The organism is Collimonas sp. PA-H2 (assembly GCF_002564105.1).
GTDB lineage: Bacteria > Pseudomonadota > Gammaproteobacteria > Burkholderiales > Burkholderiaceae_D > Collimonas.
This window is the reverse complement of the sequence record NZ_PDBX01000001.1, coordinates 3,433,991-3,449,719: the sequence shown is the minus strand read 5'-3', so window position 1 is coordinate 3,449,719 and position 15,729 is coordinate 3,433,991. Positions and strand designations below refer to the sequence as shown.

At 59.7% G+C, this 15,729-nt stretch carries 13 protein-coding genes; 5 read left to right on the top strand and 8 right to left on the bottom strand.

Annotation, left to right across the window (positions count from 1 at the left end):
* Positions 1–200: 200 nt before the first annotated feature.
* On the bottom strand, positions 201–1,769 hold the full coding sequence (locus BCF11_RS15775; protein WP_098495572.1) for a collagen-like triple helix repeat-containing protein: 1,569 nt from the start codon (positions 1,767–1,769) through the stop codon (positions 201–203).
* A 368-nt stretch (positions 1,770–2,137) separates the two neighbouring features.
* On the opposite strand from BCF11_RS15775, the gene BCF11_RS15770 reads away from it, so the two are divergent.
* The gene (locus BCF11_RS15770) at positions 2,138–3,052 is read left to right on the top strand and encodes a 5'-nucleotidase (protein WP_098495571.1); all 915 of its coding nucleotides are present in this window, start codon (positions 2,138–2,140) and stop codon (positions 3,050–3,052) included.
* 28 nt (positions 3,053–3,080) lie between these two features.
* Here the strand turns inward: BCF11_RS15770 and BCF11_RS15765 are convergent, their stop codons facing one another.
* Both BCF11_RS15765 and BCF11_RS15760 read right to left on the bottom strand, forming a co-directional pair.
* The gene (locus BCF11_RS15765; RefSeq protein ID WP_098495570.1) at positions 3,081–4,733 is read right to left on the bottom strand and encodes a 3-(methylthio)propionyl-CoA ligase; all 1,653 of its coding nucleotides are present in this window, start codon (positions 4,731–4,733) and stop codon (positions 3,081–3,083) included.
* A gap of 383 nt (positions 4,734–5,116) precedes the next feature.
* Positions 5,117–7,429, bottom strand: coding sequence for an NADP-dependent malic enzyme (locus BCF11_RS15760; RefSeq protein WP_098495569.1), 2,313 nt, complete (start codon positions 7,427–7,429; stop codon positions 5,117–5,119).
* 258 nt (positions 7,430–7,687) lie between these two features.
* Here BCF11_RS15760 and BCF11_RS15755 point away from each other — a divergent pair, with 258 nt between their 5' ends.
* The 3 genes from BCF11_RS15755 (at position 7,688) to BCF11_RS15745 (ending at position 9,715) form a co-directional block, all read left to right on the top strand.
* Positions 7,688–8,176: a rubrerythrin family protein gene (locus BCF11_RS15755; protein ID WP_098495568.1), complete on the top strand. Its 489-nt coding sequence runs from the start codon at positions 7,688–7,690 to the stop codon at positions 8,174–8,176.
* 76 nt (positions 8,177–8,252) lie between these two features.
* Positions 8,253–8,417 carry a rubredoxin gene (locus BCF11_RS15750; RefSeq protein ID WP_098495567.1) on the top strand — a complete coding sequence of 55 codons (165 nt, stop codon included), beginning with the start codon at positions 8,253–8,255 and terminating at the stop codon, positions 8,415–8,417.
* Between the two features lie 119 nt (positions 8,418–8,536).
* A complete protein-coding gene (locus tag BCF11_RS15745; RefSeq protein ID WP_098495566.1) occupies positions 8,537–9,715 on the top strand; it encodes an FAD-dependent oxidoreductase in 1,179 nt (392 codons plus the stop codon).
* Between the two features lie 295 nt (positions 9,716–10,010).
* Here the strand turns inward: BCF11_RS15745 and recQ are convergent, their stop codons facing one another.
* The 5 genes from recQ to BCF11_RS15720 all read right to left on the bottom strand — a co-directional run bounded on the left by recQ (position 10,011) and on the right by BCF11_RS15720 (position 14,665).
* On the bottom strand, positions 10,011–11,846 hold the full coding sequence (recQ, locus tag BCF11_RS15740) for a DNA helicase RecQ (protein WP_098495565.1): 1,836 nt from the start codon (positions 11,844–11,846) through the stop codon (positions 10,011–10,013).
* Positions 11,847–11,874: 28 nt separating this feature from the next.
* Positions 11,875–12,747, bottom strand: coding sequence for an undecaprenyl-diphosphate phosphatase (locus tag BCF11_RS15735; protein ID WP_098495564.1), 873 nt, complete (start codon positions 12,745–12,747; stop codon positions 11,875–11,877).
* A gap of 81 nt (positions 12,748–12,828) precedes the next feature.
* Positions 12,829–13,674 carry an undecaprenyl-diphosphate phosphatase gene (locus BCF11_RS15730; RefSeq protein ID WP_098495563.1) on the bottom strand — a complete coding sequence of 282 codons (846 nt, stop codon included), beginning with the start codon at positions 13,672–13,674 and terminating at the stop codon, positions 12,829–12,831.
* A 101-nt stretch (positions 13,675–13,775) separates the two neighbouring features.
* A complete protein-coding gene (locus BCF11_RS15725; RefSeq protein ID WP_098495562.1) occupies positions 13,776–14,348 on the bottom strand; it encodes a DUF1439 domain-containing protein in 573 nt (190 codons plus the stop codon).
* 62 nt (positions 14,349–14,410) lie between these two features.
* Entirely contained in the window at positions 14,411–14,665 is a 255-nt protein-coding gene (locus BCF11_RS15720; protein ID WP_098495561.1) for a YkgJ family cysteine cluster protein, read from the bottom strand.
* 323 nt (positions 14,666–14,988) lie between these two features.
* On the opposite strand from BCF11_RS15720, the gene BCF11_RS15715 reads away from it, so the two are divergent.
* Positions 14,989–15,627: a lytic polysaccharide monooxygenase gene (locus BCF11_RS15715; protein WP_158229206.1), complete on the top strand. Its 639-nt coding sequence runs from the start codon at positions 14,989–14,991 to the stop codon at positions 15,625–15,627.
* The last annotated feature ends 102 nt before the right edge of the window (positions 15,628–15,729 follow it).

Below are 15,729 nucleotides of genomic sequence, written 5' to 3'. Positions count from 1 at the left end.
GGCAAAACCTGTCTATTCATCGCGGTCGGTAAGGCACGACCTGAAGTCACTGTTAAAGTACGGCAATAATTCACTCAGTGCAACTATTTTATTCAGCAGTGCATGGCCGCTTCATTCCAACGGGACTTGGCGATTTGGCCTCTCCAGCAAACAAAAAGCCTTGGTAAAAACCAAGGCTTTTTGCATACCGCTACCAGCATTTATTTTTTTCCTGTGGCGCCCAGCAAGCCACCCAGTACACCGCCGGCCTGGGTGCCGCCGCCAGTGCCGCCGGAGCCTGCTGCCACCCCGCCGATCAAGCCGGCAACCAGATTAAGCACCGGAGCCAATGGGCCAGCTGCGCTGCCGCCCGCACCGCCACCGGTGCCAGCCGCAACCGTACCACCCAGGCTACCCACCAAGGCAGTGACAGGAGCAAGAGGACCACTACCCCCACCGCTACCAGCTGCACCACTCACGCCGCCCAACAAACTTGTAACCGGAGCCAGAGGACCACTACCGCCGGAGCCGCCGGCTGCACCGGTCAAACCACCCAGCAAGCCGGTTACAGGAGCCAGAGGGCCACTGCCGCCAGAGCTGCCGGCTGCGCCAGTCAAACCACCCAGCAAGCCGGTTACAGGAGCCAGAGGGCCACTGCCGCCGGAGCTGCCGACTGCGCCGGTCAAACCACCCAGCAAGCCAGTTACAGGAGCCAGAGGGCCGCCGGCGCCGGCTGCGCCGCTAAGACTGCCGGTCAAGCTGTTCACAACGCCGACAACAGGCGCCAGCGGACCGGTGAGCGCACCCAGCAGTGCGTTGTCAGCCGGTTGCAGGATGCCGCCGGTTTTGTTCCCCAGCAGCGGCTGGCCGGTGCCGGTAATGCCATTGGTCGACAGGCCGCCCACCAGATTGCCGGTATTAGTCACCACCGGACCGAGGTTGCTGACCACCGGGACGCCGGAACCGGTCAGACCGCCGCCGACGCTGGCGACGGTATTGCCGACCACGCCCAGCAACAGATTAGCCGGCTGGTTTAGCGCCGTCGCGTTGCCGGCTGTTTGCAGCAAGGTGGCCGCGGTGCTGGTCAGGGGCACAATCGCAGTGCTGACCGTCTGCGTCAATTGCTGCACCGGACCGGTAGTCAATGCGTTGGTGACGATAGGCGCTACGGTGTCGGAAACGGTATTGCCGATGGTGCTGACCAGACCACCCACCGGCGTAGTGACCGGCGCCAGGGCGCTAAGCGGTCCGCTGCTGCCGAGACTGGATACGGCTTGGCCGGCGCTGTTCACGGTAGCGCCGACCTGAGCCACTACGCCGCCGGTGCTGCCGACAGTGATGCCAACCGGATCTTGCGCCGTACCGATCTGACCCACGCCGTTGGTCAAACCACCGCCCAGCACGGTGACGATGCCGCTGGCGTTATCGATCACGCCGCCTAGCGCGGACTTGGTGGCTGGCGGCAGCGGCAGCTGGCTGACTATGGTATTGCCGGCGCCATCAACCGCTGTACCTACGGATGATACGGTGGTGCCGAGATTCGAAACCAGGTTGGACGAGCTGGCAGTCGGTGTAACTGGCGTGACCGGCGTCACTGGCGTCACTGGCGTGGTTGGCGTGGTTGGCGTAGTCGGCGTAGTTGGCGTGACGCCGCCGGTGCCGGTGCCGGCGCCTGCAGTAGTACCTTTACCGCCGCCTAGCTGTAGACCGCCGCTGCCGCCGCATGCCGTGAGCAGTATTGTCAGTAACAAGGATGCCGTTAGCAATCCGGTTTTTTTCGACGCTTTCATGATCTATCTCCCTTTTTTGATGACTCAGATAACAGCTATGCCTACTGTCTTTCCGCAAAGAACGTGCCAGCCGGAAAGTCGCTCAATCAGGCTAGTTCCGCAGATCATCAAAAACCTTTGAAAAATAGAAAAATCCTTAAAAATCAATGACTCACAGAAACATCAAAACCTTCCCCGATCTTAATCCCGGGAAACACCCCGTCCCCCGCGATACGTAACATGTAACGTAACGCCCGGGAACATCGGCTGCTCCGCCAAAGGAAAAAATTGCAAAACCAGCATCTGCAGGCTGGCTGCGGGAACGCTATCGGCGTAGCCGCGTCAGCCTATAATGAGCGCTGTCGATATTCACCTGAAGACCACCATCCATGCCTCAGTCCCTGGAAAATTTACTGGTAGTGGGAATTTCATCCCGCGCACTGTTCGACCTGGAAATCGAGGAAGCCATCTTCCGCCAGGAAGGACTGGCGGCCTATCGCCGCCACCAGTTGCTGAATGAAAACCAGGTTCTCAAGCCGGGAGCCGGTTTTGCCCTGGTAAAAGCCTTGCTGAAACTGAACCAGCTGACCGGCCAGCGTTTCGTCGAAGTGGTCGTAATGTCGCGCAATTCCAGCGAAACCTCGATGCGCATCTTCAATTCGATCAAGCATTACCAGCTCGACATCACGCGCGCGGTGCTGTCCGGCGGCGCTTCGCTAGCGCCCTATCTGCAGGCCTTCAATGTCAGCCTGTTCCTGTCGCTGCATGAGGACGACGTGCAAGCCGCAGTCAACGCCGGCACGGCCGCGGCGCTGCTATACCAGATGCCCGAGAATGCCATGGAAGAGCTGGACCAGATCCGCATCGCCTTCGATGGCGACGCCGTGATTTTTTCAGATGAATCGGAAAGGATTTACCAAAGCGAAGGGATCGAGGCATTTGAAAGGCATGAGCGGGAAAACGCCTTGCTGCCCTTGCCGCAAGGTCCGTTTGCGCGGCTGCTGCTGGCGCTGTCCTATATCCAGAACAACTTCAAGAATCCGGATGGCCACGCGGCGCCGATCCGCACCGCGCTGGTCACGGCGCGTTCCTCACCGGCCCACGAACGGGTGATCCGCACCCTGCGCGCCTGGGACGTGGCGATCGATGAAACCTTCTTCATGGGCGGCATCGTCAAATCGGATGTGCTGGCGGCCTTCAAGCCTCATATGTTTTTCGACGACCATCCGGATCATTGCGGCCGCGCGGCCATAAAGGTACAGACCGGACGCGTGCCATGGAAGCAGCCCAACGAGTTTGAATAAGCGCGCCTGAACGGCAGGCTCCCGCAGCTCAGGCGGTCGGCAAGGTATAAGCCTTGAACTGCTCGCGCAGCTTGTTTTTCAACAGCTTGCCGGTGGCCCCGATCGGCAAGGCGTCGACAAAGGCGACGTCATCCGGGGTCCACCATTTGGCGATCTTGCCTTCGAAAAATTCGAGCAGCTCGGCGCCGCTGACTTCCATGCCGGGCTTGCGCATCACCACCAGCAAGGGCCGCTCATCCCACTTCGGATGAAAAATCCCGATACAGGCCGCCATCTGCACCGCCGGATGCGCCATCACGATGTTTTCCAGGGCTATGCTGCTGATCCATTCGCCGCCGGACTTGATCACGTCCTTGCTGCGGTCGGTGATCTGCATGTAGCCGTCGCCATCAATGGTGGCGACGTCGCCGGTAGGAAACCAGCCGTCCCGCAACACCTCGCCACCCTCGTTCTTGAAATAGCCGGCGACAATCCACGGACCTTTGACCAGCAGATTGCCGTAAGTGACGCCATCCCAGGGCAGTTCCTTGCCGAGGTCGTCGACAATCTTCATGTCGACGCCGTAGATGGCATGGCCCTGCTTTTGCAGCAGCAGTTCCTGCTGCTCCAGCGGTAAGGAAAGATGTTTTGTTTGCAGGTTGCCGGTGGTGCCTAGCGGCGACATCTCGGTCATGCCCCAGGCATGCACCACCTCCACGCCGTAGCGATGGCGCAAGCTTTGCATCATCGCCGGCGGACAGGCCGAGCCGCCGATGATGGTGCGCTTGAAGCTGGAGAAGCGCAGCTGGTTCTGCTCCATATGATTGAGCAGGCCGAGCCAGACCGTCGGCACGCCGGCGGAAATGGTGACCTGCTCCTGTTCGAACAATTCGTACAGAGATTTGCCGTCCAGCCCCGGTCCGGGAAACACCATCTTGGCGCCGGTCAGCGGCACCGCATACGGCAAGCCCCAGGCGTTGACATGGAACATCGGCACGATCGGCAGCACAGCATCGCGGCCGGAAATGTTCATGGTGTCCGGCATGACCGATGCAAGGGAATGCAGCACCGTCGAACGATGCGAATACAGGGCGCCCTTGGGGTTGCCGGTGGTGCCGGATGTATAGCACAGGCTGGAAGCGGAATTCTCATCGAACATGGGCCACTGGAAATCGTCCCGGCTGGCCGCCAGCAACTCTTCGTAGCACAGCAGGTTGGACAGCTTGCTGTCCTGCGGCATGTGTTCACGGGCGCACAGCGCAACATAGCCCTTGATGGTCTTGCTGAGCGGCGCCACCGCTTCCACCAACGGCAGGAAGCAGGTATCGAAGAACAGGTACTGGTCTTCCGCATGGTTGGCGATATAGCCGATCAGGTCCGGATGCAGGCGCGGATTGATCGTATGCAGCACAGCGCCGGCGCCGGAGACGGCGTAATAGGTTTCCATGTGGCGGTAGCCGTTCCAGGCCAGCGTGGCGACCCGCTCGCCCATCCTGACGCCAAGGCTGGCGAGGGCATTGGCGAGCCGGCGCGCGCGGCCGTGGCATTCGCTGTAGGTATAGCGATGCAGATCGCCTTCCACCCGCCGCGAGACGATTTCATTGGCGCCGAAATGGCGGTCGGCGTGCTGGATAATGCTGGAGATGAGCAAGGGCTGGCTCATCATCTGCCCCATCAGCGGGCTTTGCGGAAAGTCGGTCATCGCGTCTCCTGATAATTATCGTGCAGCCGTTTTCGCTACGTTACACGCTTTTCTCCGCGCTGTGACCAACTAAAAAAAGCACGCCATGGCAGCTAATGTTGTTCAGCTAGGACAGAACGACATGGCGTAGGATGGGCACTCCGTGCCCATCCAGTATCGTGGATATTCCTGTCCCTGACATTCGTGCCCCGGCTACGCGTCCCGGCCCGTCCGCGTGGGCACGGAGTGCCCACCCTACGAGTTCCGCAAATAAAAATGTCGTTCAGTCTTAACTGAACGGCATTACGCCATGGCAACCGCAATAAAAAAGGCCCGGCTTTGCCGCCGGTGATCTGGCGGTAAAGTCGGGCCCTTCCAATCTTGCTTGCTGCTTACGTCAGATCTTAGCGTGCCGAGATAGCATCCACCACGCACAAGGCGGTCATGTTGACGATGCGGCGTACGGTCGCCGACGGCGTCAGGATGTGCACCGGCTTGGCGCAGCCCAACAGGATCGGGCCAACCGCGACGCCGTTGCCGCAAGTGTTCTTGAGCAGGTTGTAAGCGATATTGGCGGCATCGATATTCGGCATCACCAGCAGGTTGGCGTCACCGGTCAAGGTCGAGTCCGGCATCAATTGACGCCGCAGCTCGATGTTAAGCGCGGTGTCGCCATGCATTTCGCCGTCGACTTCCAGCTCTGGCGCCAGTTCCTTGATGATCGCCAGCGCATTGCGCATCTTCTGCGCCGAAGCACTGTTGCTGGAACCGAAGTTGGAATGGGACAGCAGCGCTGCGCGCGGCTTGATGCCGAAACGCAGCATCTCTTCTGCAGCCAGGATCGTGATCTCCGCCAGTTGTTCGGCAGTCGGCTCTTCATTGACGTGGGTATCGACCAGCACCAATTGGCGGTCCGTCAGGATCAGGGCATTCATCGCCGCGTAAACATTGACGCCTTCGCGCCGGCCCAGGACCTTGTCGATGTAATTCAGATGCAGATTGGTGGTGCCATAGGTACCGCAGATCATGCCGTCGGCGTGACCCTTGTGGATCGCCATCGAACCAATCAGCGTATGGCGGCGGCGCATTTCCAGCTTGGCGTACTGCTCGGTGACGCCCTGGCGCTTGGTCATGGCCAGGAATGTCTGCCAGTAATCGCGATAGCGTTCGTCAAAATCCGGGTTAATGACTTCAAAATCGACATCCGCTTTCAGGCGCAGGCCGAAACGTTCGATGCGCTGCTGCAGCACCGCCGGACGGCCGACCAGGATCGGACGCGCCAGGTTTTCATCAACCACCACCTGCACCGCGCGCAGGACACGCTCTTCTTCGCCTTCGGCGTAGACGATGCGCTTCTTCTCGGCCGGGGTCTTCTTGGCGATCTGGAACAATGGCCGCATGAAGGTGCCGCTGCGATAAACAAACTGCTGCAGCTTGTCGATGTAGGCTTCCATGTCCTGGATCGGGCGGCTGGCGACGCCGGAGGCAACCGCGGCCTTGGCCACTGCCGGCGCGATCTTGATCATCAGGCGCGGATCGAACGGTTTTGGAATGATGTATTCAGGGCCGAACGACAGGTTGGTGATGCCGTAAGTAGTGGCGACGATGTCCGACTGCTCGGCTTGCGCCAGTTCGGCAATCGCATGCACCACGGCGATTTCCATCTCACGCGTGATGGTGGTGGCGCCGCAATCGAGGGCGCCGCGGAAAATGTAAGGGAAGCACAGCACATTGTTGACCTGGTTCGGATAATCCGAACGGCCGGTCGCCATGACGGCGTCGTCGCGCACTGCCTTCACTTCTTCCGGCAGGATTTCCGGGGTCGGATTGGCCAGCGCCAGCACCAGCGGCCGCGGACCCATCGCCTTCACCATGTCTTGCTTGAGCACGCCGCCGGCCGACAGGCCGAGGAAAATATCAGCGCCTGGAATCAGCTCGGCCAGGGTGCGGGCATCGGTCTCGCGCGCAAAGCGTTCCTTGTCCGGATCCATCAGCTCGACGCGGCCCTTGTAGACCACGCCGGCCAGGTCGGTGACGAAAATATTTTCAATCGGGAAGCCGAGATCGACGATCAGGTCCAGGCAGGCCAGTGCGGCAGCGCCGGCGCCGGAGACCACCAGCTTGCAGCTCTTGATGTCCTTGCCGACCACTTTCAGGCCGTTCAGGATCGCCGCGCCGACGATGATAGCGGTACCGTGCTGGTCGTCGTGAAAGACCGGGATCTTCATGCGGTCGCGCAGCTTGCGCTCGATCTCGAAGCACTCAGGGGCCTTGATGTCTTCCAGGTTAATGCCGCCGAAAGTCGGTTCCAGCGAGGCGATGATGTCGCACAGCTTTTCCGGATCGTGTTCGTTGATCTCGATATCGAAGACGTCGATGCCGGCGAATTTCTTGAACAGCACGCCCTTGCCTTCCATCACCGGCTTGGATGCCAGCGGCCCGATATTGCCCAGGCCCAGCACGGCAGTACCGTTGGTGATGACCGCCACCAGGTTGCCGCGCGCTGTGTAGCGGAAGGCATTGGCCGGATCGGCAACGATTTCTTCACAGGCCGCGGCCACGCCCGGCGAGTAGGCCAGCGCCAGATCGCGCTGGTTGGTAAGCAGTTTGGTAGGAGTTACGCTAATTTTCCCGGGGGTCGGAAACTCGTGATATTCAAGCGCCGCTTGGCGTAATTGTTGGCGGAGCTCTTCTTTTTTATCGATCATCGAATCCATATGCCTCTGTCCCCAAGTGTAACAAGTGAAAGTCCTTGATTTTATCAGACTGCCCGCAACCGGCTATGCGAATTTCGCATGGTGAATAGCGATTTCACATAGTTGTATGCATGCAAAAACCATTCGATATCAAAAATGACACGAACTATCATAGCAATTAAGATATTCAATTTCCAATTTCAATAAATAAAATCTATCATATGCCTTACGGTAATAGATAAAACACCCTTCCCCGGATTAACTGAGAGAGAGCACACCATGGCAAACCAAGACAGCAGCAACAAATCAGTCACCATCGAAAACCTGGAAGCCGCGTTTGCCGGTGAGTCCATGGCCCATATAAAATACCGCTATTTCGCCAAGCTGGCGCGTGAAGCCGGCGCCGACGATGTCGCCAAGATTTTTGAAGACACCGCCGACCAGGAAGTCATGCACGCCTTCGGCCATCTCGACCTGCTGTATCCGAAAGCGCAGCTGACGCCGGCCAAATCGCTGGAAATCGCAATTGAAGGCGAGACTTACGAATACACCGAGATGTATCCGAAATTCCGTCATCTGGCGATTGAAGAAGGCAACCAGGCCGCGGTCGCCGAATACGATGAGCAGATCGCCGAATCGAAAGAGCATGCAGATAATTTCAAGCGCACCCTGGAAAAGGCAGCCAAGCGCTTCGCCGCCCTGGCCAAGGTGGAAGAGCGCCATGCCAATCATTACCAGCAGGCGCTGGATGCATTGAACGCTGCGTAACTATAAAGAACGGCCTGGCGGCGGGGCAAAGCGCCGCCGGGCCAACACAACATCACAACACACACATAGGAACAAAATGAAAACTTACCAATGCATCGTTTGCGGCCTGATCTATGACGAAGCGGCCGGCTGGCCGGAAGACGGCATCGCTGCCGGCACCAAGTGGGAAGACGTGCCTGCCAGCTGGGAATGCCCGGACTGTGGGGTCGCCAAGGCAGACTTTGAAATGGTCGAGATCTAAGCAATTGTTGTAAAATCAGCGGTCGCAGCGCCAGGCGCAAGAGCCTGCTGCGGCCGGCAAGACCTCCCTCAACCACATTCAACCGCTTTATCCTCACCGCCATCATTCCCAGGACATCCATGAAACCCATTATCATCATCGGCGCCGGCATGGCTGCTTATTCTCTGGCACGTGAAGTGCGCAAGCTGAACAAGACTGCCGCCCTGCTCATCATCACTGCCGACGATGGCGGTTTCTATTCCAAGCCGATGCTGTCGAATGCGTTCGCGCAAAAGAAGCTGGCGGCCCAGCTGATCTCGCAAAGTGCAGTACAGATGGCGGAGCAGGTCGGCGCGAATATCATGACCAAGACCCGGGTCAAGCATATCGACACCGTGGCCAAGGTGGTGGACACCAGCAGCGGCGCTTTCGAATACGAGCAGCTGGTGATCGCGGTCGGCGCGCAAGCGATACGGCTGGGCATCGCCGGCGACGCCGCCGAGCGCGTGCTGTCGGTCAACCATATCGACGATTACGCCACCTTCCGCGAGAAGCTGTTGCCGGACGTGCAGGCATCGGCGCGCGTGGTCATCCTCGGCGCCGGCCTGATCGGCTGTGAATTTGCCGACGACCTCGCGGCCCACGGCCACCAGGTCATGCTGGTCGATCCCAACAGCCTGCCTTTGGCAGCCCTGGCTGCGCCGCCGTTGTCGCAAGGCTTGCACGCCGCGCTCAGCGCGCGCGGCATCGACCTGCGCCTGGGCACCACCGCCAGCAGCGTCGATCATGCCGGCGACGCGCTCAAAGTCACGCTGGCCAATGGCGACAGCGTAGTTGCCGATGTAGTGCTGTCGGCCATCGGCCTGCGCCCCGACCTGACGCTGGCGCAAGCCGCAAACCTGGCGAGCGGCCGCGGCATCCTGGTCGATTCCCATGGCCGCACCAGTGCGCCGGATGTATATGCGCTCGGCGACTGCGCCGAATACCGCATCGACGGCGAAGGCCGCACCAGCCCGCTGCCGTATATCGCCCCGATCCTGACCGCGGCGCGGGCGATCGCCAAGACCTTGAATGGCGAGGACACCGAAATCGATCTCAAGCATTCGCCGGTGATCGTCAAGACCCCAAGCTATCCGCTGGCGCTGGTGCCGCCGCCGGCGCATGCGGTGGCGACCGGCCGCTGGGAAACGGAAGTGGATGGCGGCACCACCATTTGCCGCTTCTTCGATGCGCAAGGCGTGATGCTCGGTTTTGGCGTGGCGCCGCAGGAAGCGAAAATCAGGCAAGCCTTGATGGCGGCGCTGGGGACCAAGCCTTAAGCAACTCTCTTGCTTGCGGGCAGATGAAAAAAATCCATGAACACTGTCGTAATGCTGTTCAGTTAGGGCAGAACGACATGGCGTAGGGTGGGCACTCCGTGTCCACGCAGTATCATGGATATTCGTGTCTCTGACATTCGTGCCACGGCTACGCGCCCCGGCCCGTCCGCGTGGGCACGGAGTGCCCACCCTACGAGTTCCGCAAAATAAAAATGCCGTTCAGTCTTAACTGAACGGCATTACGAACACTGTCGTGGTTTTTTTTGCGCAGTGGCAGCAGTGACCGCTCGTCGTGCTACGCGAATTCCGCGATCAGCTCGACTATCTCTGCGCCATAGGTTTCCAGCTTCTTCTCGCCGACGCCGCTGACTCCCCGCAAATCGTCCAGCGAAGCCGGCTGCGCCTTGGCGATTTCGCGCATGGTGGCGTCGTGGAAAATGACATAGGCTGGCACATTGTGCTTGCGCGCGGTTTCCACCCGCCACCAGCGCAGCTTCTCGAAGATGGCTTGCTCCTGCGTCGACAGATCGGTTTCGACGTAGCCCTTGGATTTGCCGCTGCTGCGCTTCTGCTTGACCGGCTTCTGGTATTGCCGCAGTTGCACCGGGTGCTCGCCCTTCAGCACCGGCCGCGCGGCGTCGGTCAGCTTGAGCGCGCTGTAGGCTTCGTGGTCGACCGTGATCAGGCCGAGCGCAATCGACTGCCGCAGGATGGCGCGCCATTCCGCTTCGCTGCGGTCGCTGCCGATGCCGAAGGTGGAGAGCTGATCGTGGCGCCACTGCTTGATCTTGTCGGAGTCGATTCCGCGCAAGACGTCCATCACATGCATGGCGCCGAAGCGCTGGTCGACCCGGTAGATGGTCGACAGCAGTTTTTGCACCACCACCGTGGCGTCAAACGACACCGGCGGGCTCATGCAGGTGTCGCAGTTGCCGCAGCGCTCGGAACTCTGGCCGAAATAGTCCAGTAGGCGCACGCGCCGGCAGTGCAGGGTTTCGCAGAGGCCGAGCATGGCGTCCAGCTTGACGCCCAGCACCCGCTTGAAGGTCTCGCCGGCTTCCGATTCATCGATCATGCGGCGCTGCTGCACCACGTCCTGCAGGCCATACGCCATCCAGGCATTGGCCGGGCCGCCGTCACGGCCGGCGCGGCCGGTTTCCTGGTAATAGCCCTCGATGCTTTTCGGCAGGTCCAGGTGGGCGACGAAGCGCACGTCCGGCTTGTCGATGCCCATGCCGAAGGCGATGGTGGCGCACATCACGATGCCGTCTTCGCGCAGGAAGCGCCCCTGGTTCTTGGTGCGCTGCGCGTAATCCATGCCGGCGTGATACGGCAAGGCGGTGATCCCTTGCTGCACCAGGAATTCGGCGGTTTCTTCCACCTTCTTGCGCGACAGGCAATACACGATGCCGGCGTCGCCGACATGCTCGCTTTCGATGAAATCGAGCAGCTGCTTGCGGCCGTTAGCCTTTTCTACTATCTGGTAGCGGATGTTGGGGCGGTCGAAGGAGGAGACAAAACGCGCCCCGTCTTCCAGCTGCAGACGCAGCGCGATTTCTTCGCGGGTCTGCTGGTCGGCGGTGGCCGTCAGGGCAATCCGCGGCACTTGCGGAAAGCGCTCGTGCAGGATAGACAGCTTGATGTATTCCGGCCGGAAATCATGCCCCCATTGCGATACGCAATGCGCTTCGTCGATGGCGAACAGGGCGATCTTCGAAGACTCCAGCAGTTCCAGGCAGCGCGGCGTCAGCAGGCGTTCCGGCGCTACATATACGAGGTCAAGATCGCCGTTGCGCACGCGGCGCTCGATCTGCGCGGCTTCTTCGTAAGTCTGGGTCGAATTGAGGAAGGCTGCGCGCACGCCGACTTCCGCCAACGCGTCGACCTGGTCCTGCATCAGCGCGATCAGCGGCGACACCACCACGCCGACGCCGTCGCGCAACAGGGCCGGGATCTGGTAGCACAGCGACTTGCCGCCGCCGGTCGGCATCAGCACCAGCGCATCCCCGCCGTTGGCTACATGGCTGACGATCTCAGCCTGCTGGCCACGAAACGAGGGATAACCGAATACCGTTTGCAGTATATGCAATGCTTGCGGATCGGCCGCTGCGGCTTGTGCTGAATTTGACATTAAATACGTAGACTTTGCTTTACTTGAATTAACTTAGGAAACCGTTGTTGACCGCCACCAGCAGGAAAATCCCGAGGGCGATGCGATAGGCGATGAACGGCCAGGTAGAGAATTTTTCCAGGAATTTCATCAAACCCCAGATCGCGCCGAAGGCGGAAACGCTGGCCACCAGCAGCCCGAAAATCAGCAGCATCCAGGTTTCCAGCGGCATGTGCAGATGGAACAGCACCAGCAGTTCTTTCAAGCCGGCCAGGGCAATCGCCGGCAAGCCGAGCAGGAAGGAGAAGCGCGCTGCTTCCTCGCGCTTGAAATTCAGGAACAGGGCGGCAGTCAGGGTCGAACCGGAGCGCGACACGCCTGGAATCAAGGCGCCGACTTGCGCCAGGCCGACGATGATCGCATCGCGCAAACGCATTTCGCCGACGGTGCGGCGATGCTTGCAGCTGACCTCCGCCAGCGCCAGCAGCACGCCCATGGCGATACAGGCATAGCCGATCACGCTCAGGCTGCGCAGCGGCGAACCGCAGGCGTTCAGCACAGACGACAGCGCCAGGCCGGCAATCCCGATCGGGATGGTGGCCAGGATGATCGCCACGCCGAGGCGGAACGACGGGCTGCTGAAATCGCGCTGGCGCACCGCATTGATACTGCCCACCGTGACTTCGCGCACATCGCGCCAGAAATAGCTCACCACCGCCGCCAGCGCCGCCAGTTGCATCGCCGCCGAGAACGCTGAGCCTGGATCATGCCAGCCCAGCAGTGCCGGCACGATGCGCATATGCGCGGTGGAAGAAATCGGCAATAACTCAGAGATGCCCTGAATCACGCCCAGGATCGCGACCTGTAAATAGTCTAGCGATGCAAACCCGATATCGGTACCAGCGGAACATACACTTGCCACAACATTCTCCTGTTCAGGATTGGATGATTACAATTTTTTACTGTACTAAACGCCCGTTCAGCGTTGCCTTCCCGGGTAGCTTCAATGCACCCAGCTGACCCAGCCGGCATAACCCGTCACGATCACCACCAGGCCGAAGACGATGCGATACCACGCAAACGCGGTGAAATCATGGCTGCTGATATAACGCAGCAACCAGCGCACGCATAGGAAAGCCGAAACGAAGGCCGCCACGGTACCGATCGAAAACAGCGGAATATCGGCCGCCGACAGCAGCGCGCGGTCTTTATACAGGGAATAGATGGTGGCGGCAAACAGGGTCGGGATCGCCAGAAAAAAGGAAAATTCGGTGGCGGCCTTGCGCGACAGGCCAAACATCATACCGCCGATAATCGTGGCGCCAGAGCGGCTGGCGCCGGGGATCAGCGCGAAAGCCTGGGCGAAGCCGATCTTCAAGGCATCCAGCGCCGTCATGTCGTCGACCGAGTCAACCCGCGCCGCGCTGCCACGCATCTTGTTGCGGCGCTCGACCCAGAGAATCACGAAGCCGCCGACGATCAGCGCAATCGCCACCGGCAGGGGCGCAAACAGTTTTTCCTTGATCATCTTGCTGAACAGCAGGCCCAGGATCGCGGCAGGCATGAACGCAATGATCAGGTTGAGCACCAGCTTGCGCGCCTTGGGATCGCTGGGCAAGCCGCGCAGCACGGCGGCAATGCGGGCGCGGTATTCCCAGCAGACGGCGAAAATGGCGCCGGCCTGGATGGCGATTTCGAACACTTCAGCCTTTTCGCGGCCGATATCGGCAGTAAAGTCCAGCAGGCTGCCGGCCAGGATCAAGTGACCGGTGGACGAGATCGGCAGGAACTCGGTAAAGCCCTCGACCAGGCCCATGATCAGGACTTTTAACGCGAGAAGTATATCCATGTAGTATGGGAATGATAAGAGAGTAAGGAAATAGCGCGGCAGGACGAATGATACCGTCGCGGCCGTAAGCCTGTAACGAGAGTTTTCTTAAAGAAAGCGCACTATTTTACCGGTTCAAAGGTAACCACCAGGTTTTCCGGCCTGGTGGCGATGCGGGTCGGCATGAACGCCACGCCGGCATAGCGCAGGTCTTCCGGCTTGAAAGTATACAGCGGCAGGCTGGCCAGCAGCTGGCGCGCCAGCAGATTGCCGATCTGCGTGACCTGTGCGGCATAGCTGTCGTCCAGGCCGTTCAATACCAGGCTGTCCAGTTTCGGTTCGGCCAGGGTTACCGCATTGTGCGGGTTGTCCAGGGTCAGGATGCCGGAGATGGCCATCGTGCCGCTCCACGACTTGCCCAGCAGCGGCAGCGCCACCGTGACGTCAGTATTCATGGCCAGGCGGTTCTGCTCAGGTGGCAGGACGAGCACGGCCCTGCTGGCGGTAATCTCGAAAATCCCTAGGTAGCGCTGCGAAAACGGCAGGCGCTTGTCCACCGATTGCTGCAGCTTGGCCAGCGGAAAAGAGACATCGCGCGGTCCGATCAGGGCGGCGCAGGAAGCCAGCAGCAGTGCGGCAGACAAGGCCAGCAGCAGGTAAACAGTCCTGCCTGACATAGACCGGTTTGATTTCATTCAGATTTTCCTTGTTTTCAGGCAATAGACAAATGCGCCGGCGAGATGCAACAGCGTCGATTCTACCCTGCGGTCAATTGCTCAAGCGTCGCCAAGTAATGCATCGCATGCGCCCGCGAGCTACCGCACATGTCCGCAGCCGGCTGCAAACTGGCGCAAACCGCAGGCCTTTCCGGGCTGCCGAAAATCCGGCACAGATTGGCCGGATCCAGTTGAATGCAGCGCACACCCGCTGGTTTGCCGTGCGGCATGCCGGGTATGGCCGAGGAGATCGAAGGCGCCGTGCAACAGGCGCCGCAATCGGGGCGGCAGCTCAAGCCAGATGCACTCACGCGGCGGCCTCGGCGATCAGTGTAAATTTAACAAGCATGGGGAGGTGGGCAGCCGGCAGCAACACCGATTGAAGCAAAGGCTAGATTCTACTTGCATTCGCGTTTTGCATCACCCTTTGCACAGCACCGGCATGCCGCCGCAGCAACACCGACCTGCCAACTGTGACAGTGACGCTGAGACGAAAGAAGCAGTGTAATGACCATTCCCAATTGAAAAAGGAAACGGTATGAAAATTCGTTACATGGCATGTGGACTCATCTTTCAGGCGCTTTGCCTTGGCGCGCATGCTGAAACCCGGCATGGTGCAGTGGAATTCCCCATTGCGCGGCAGCTGAACTGCTATAACGCTCAGGATTTCAGCTGGCCGGCAGACGGCTCTGGCATCAAGAATCCTGCCTGCAAGGCTGCGTATCAGGAAGTCTACAAAAAGCATGATAACAATCAGAGCGAGGCCGTAGTCCAGTTCAATCAATGGCACGAATACGCCAAAAACATCGCCGATTACAACGATTTCGATGCAGTCAAGAAGGCAATTCCTGATCACCAATTGTGCTCCGCCGGCAACAGCGTTGCCGGCAACGACAAATCCGGGATGGACCTGCCTTCGTCCGACTGGCATGTCAGCACCGTCACCAAGGACCAGAATCAGGCAATGCGCCTGAAATTCAAGGCGGCCAAGGCGCATAACCCCAGTTTCTGGGTGATTTATCTTTCCAAGCCTAGCTACGACCCGACCAAGACCAGCCTCACCTGGAATGACCTGGAAGAAGTCGGCCGCTTCGACAATATCCAGCCGGTGGATGGGTACTATGAGATGAATGTGGATCTCAAGGACACGCTGGGCAAACGCGTTCTGTATACCCGTTGGCAGCGTGTTGACTCGGCCGGAGAGGGATTCTACAACTGCAGCGATGTCAATATCGTTGCCAGCGCCGCGAAAAAATAAAGCGGCAAATCCGCACAGGCTGCCGGCCGGAATCCACTGCATCAGGCATTCCCGCCGGCAGCCATGAAGATCCTTGCAGCACAATCCAACCTGACGGAGAAC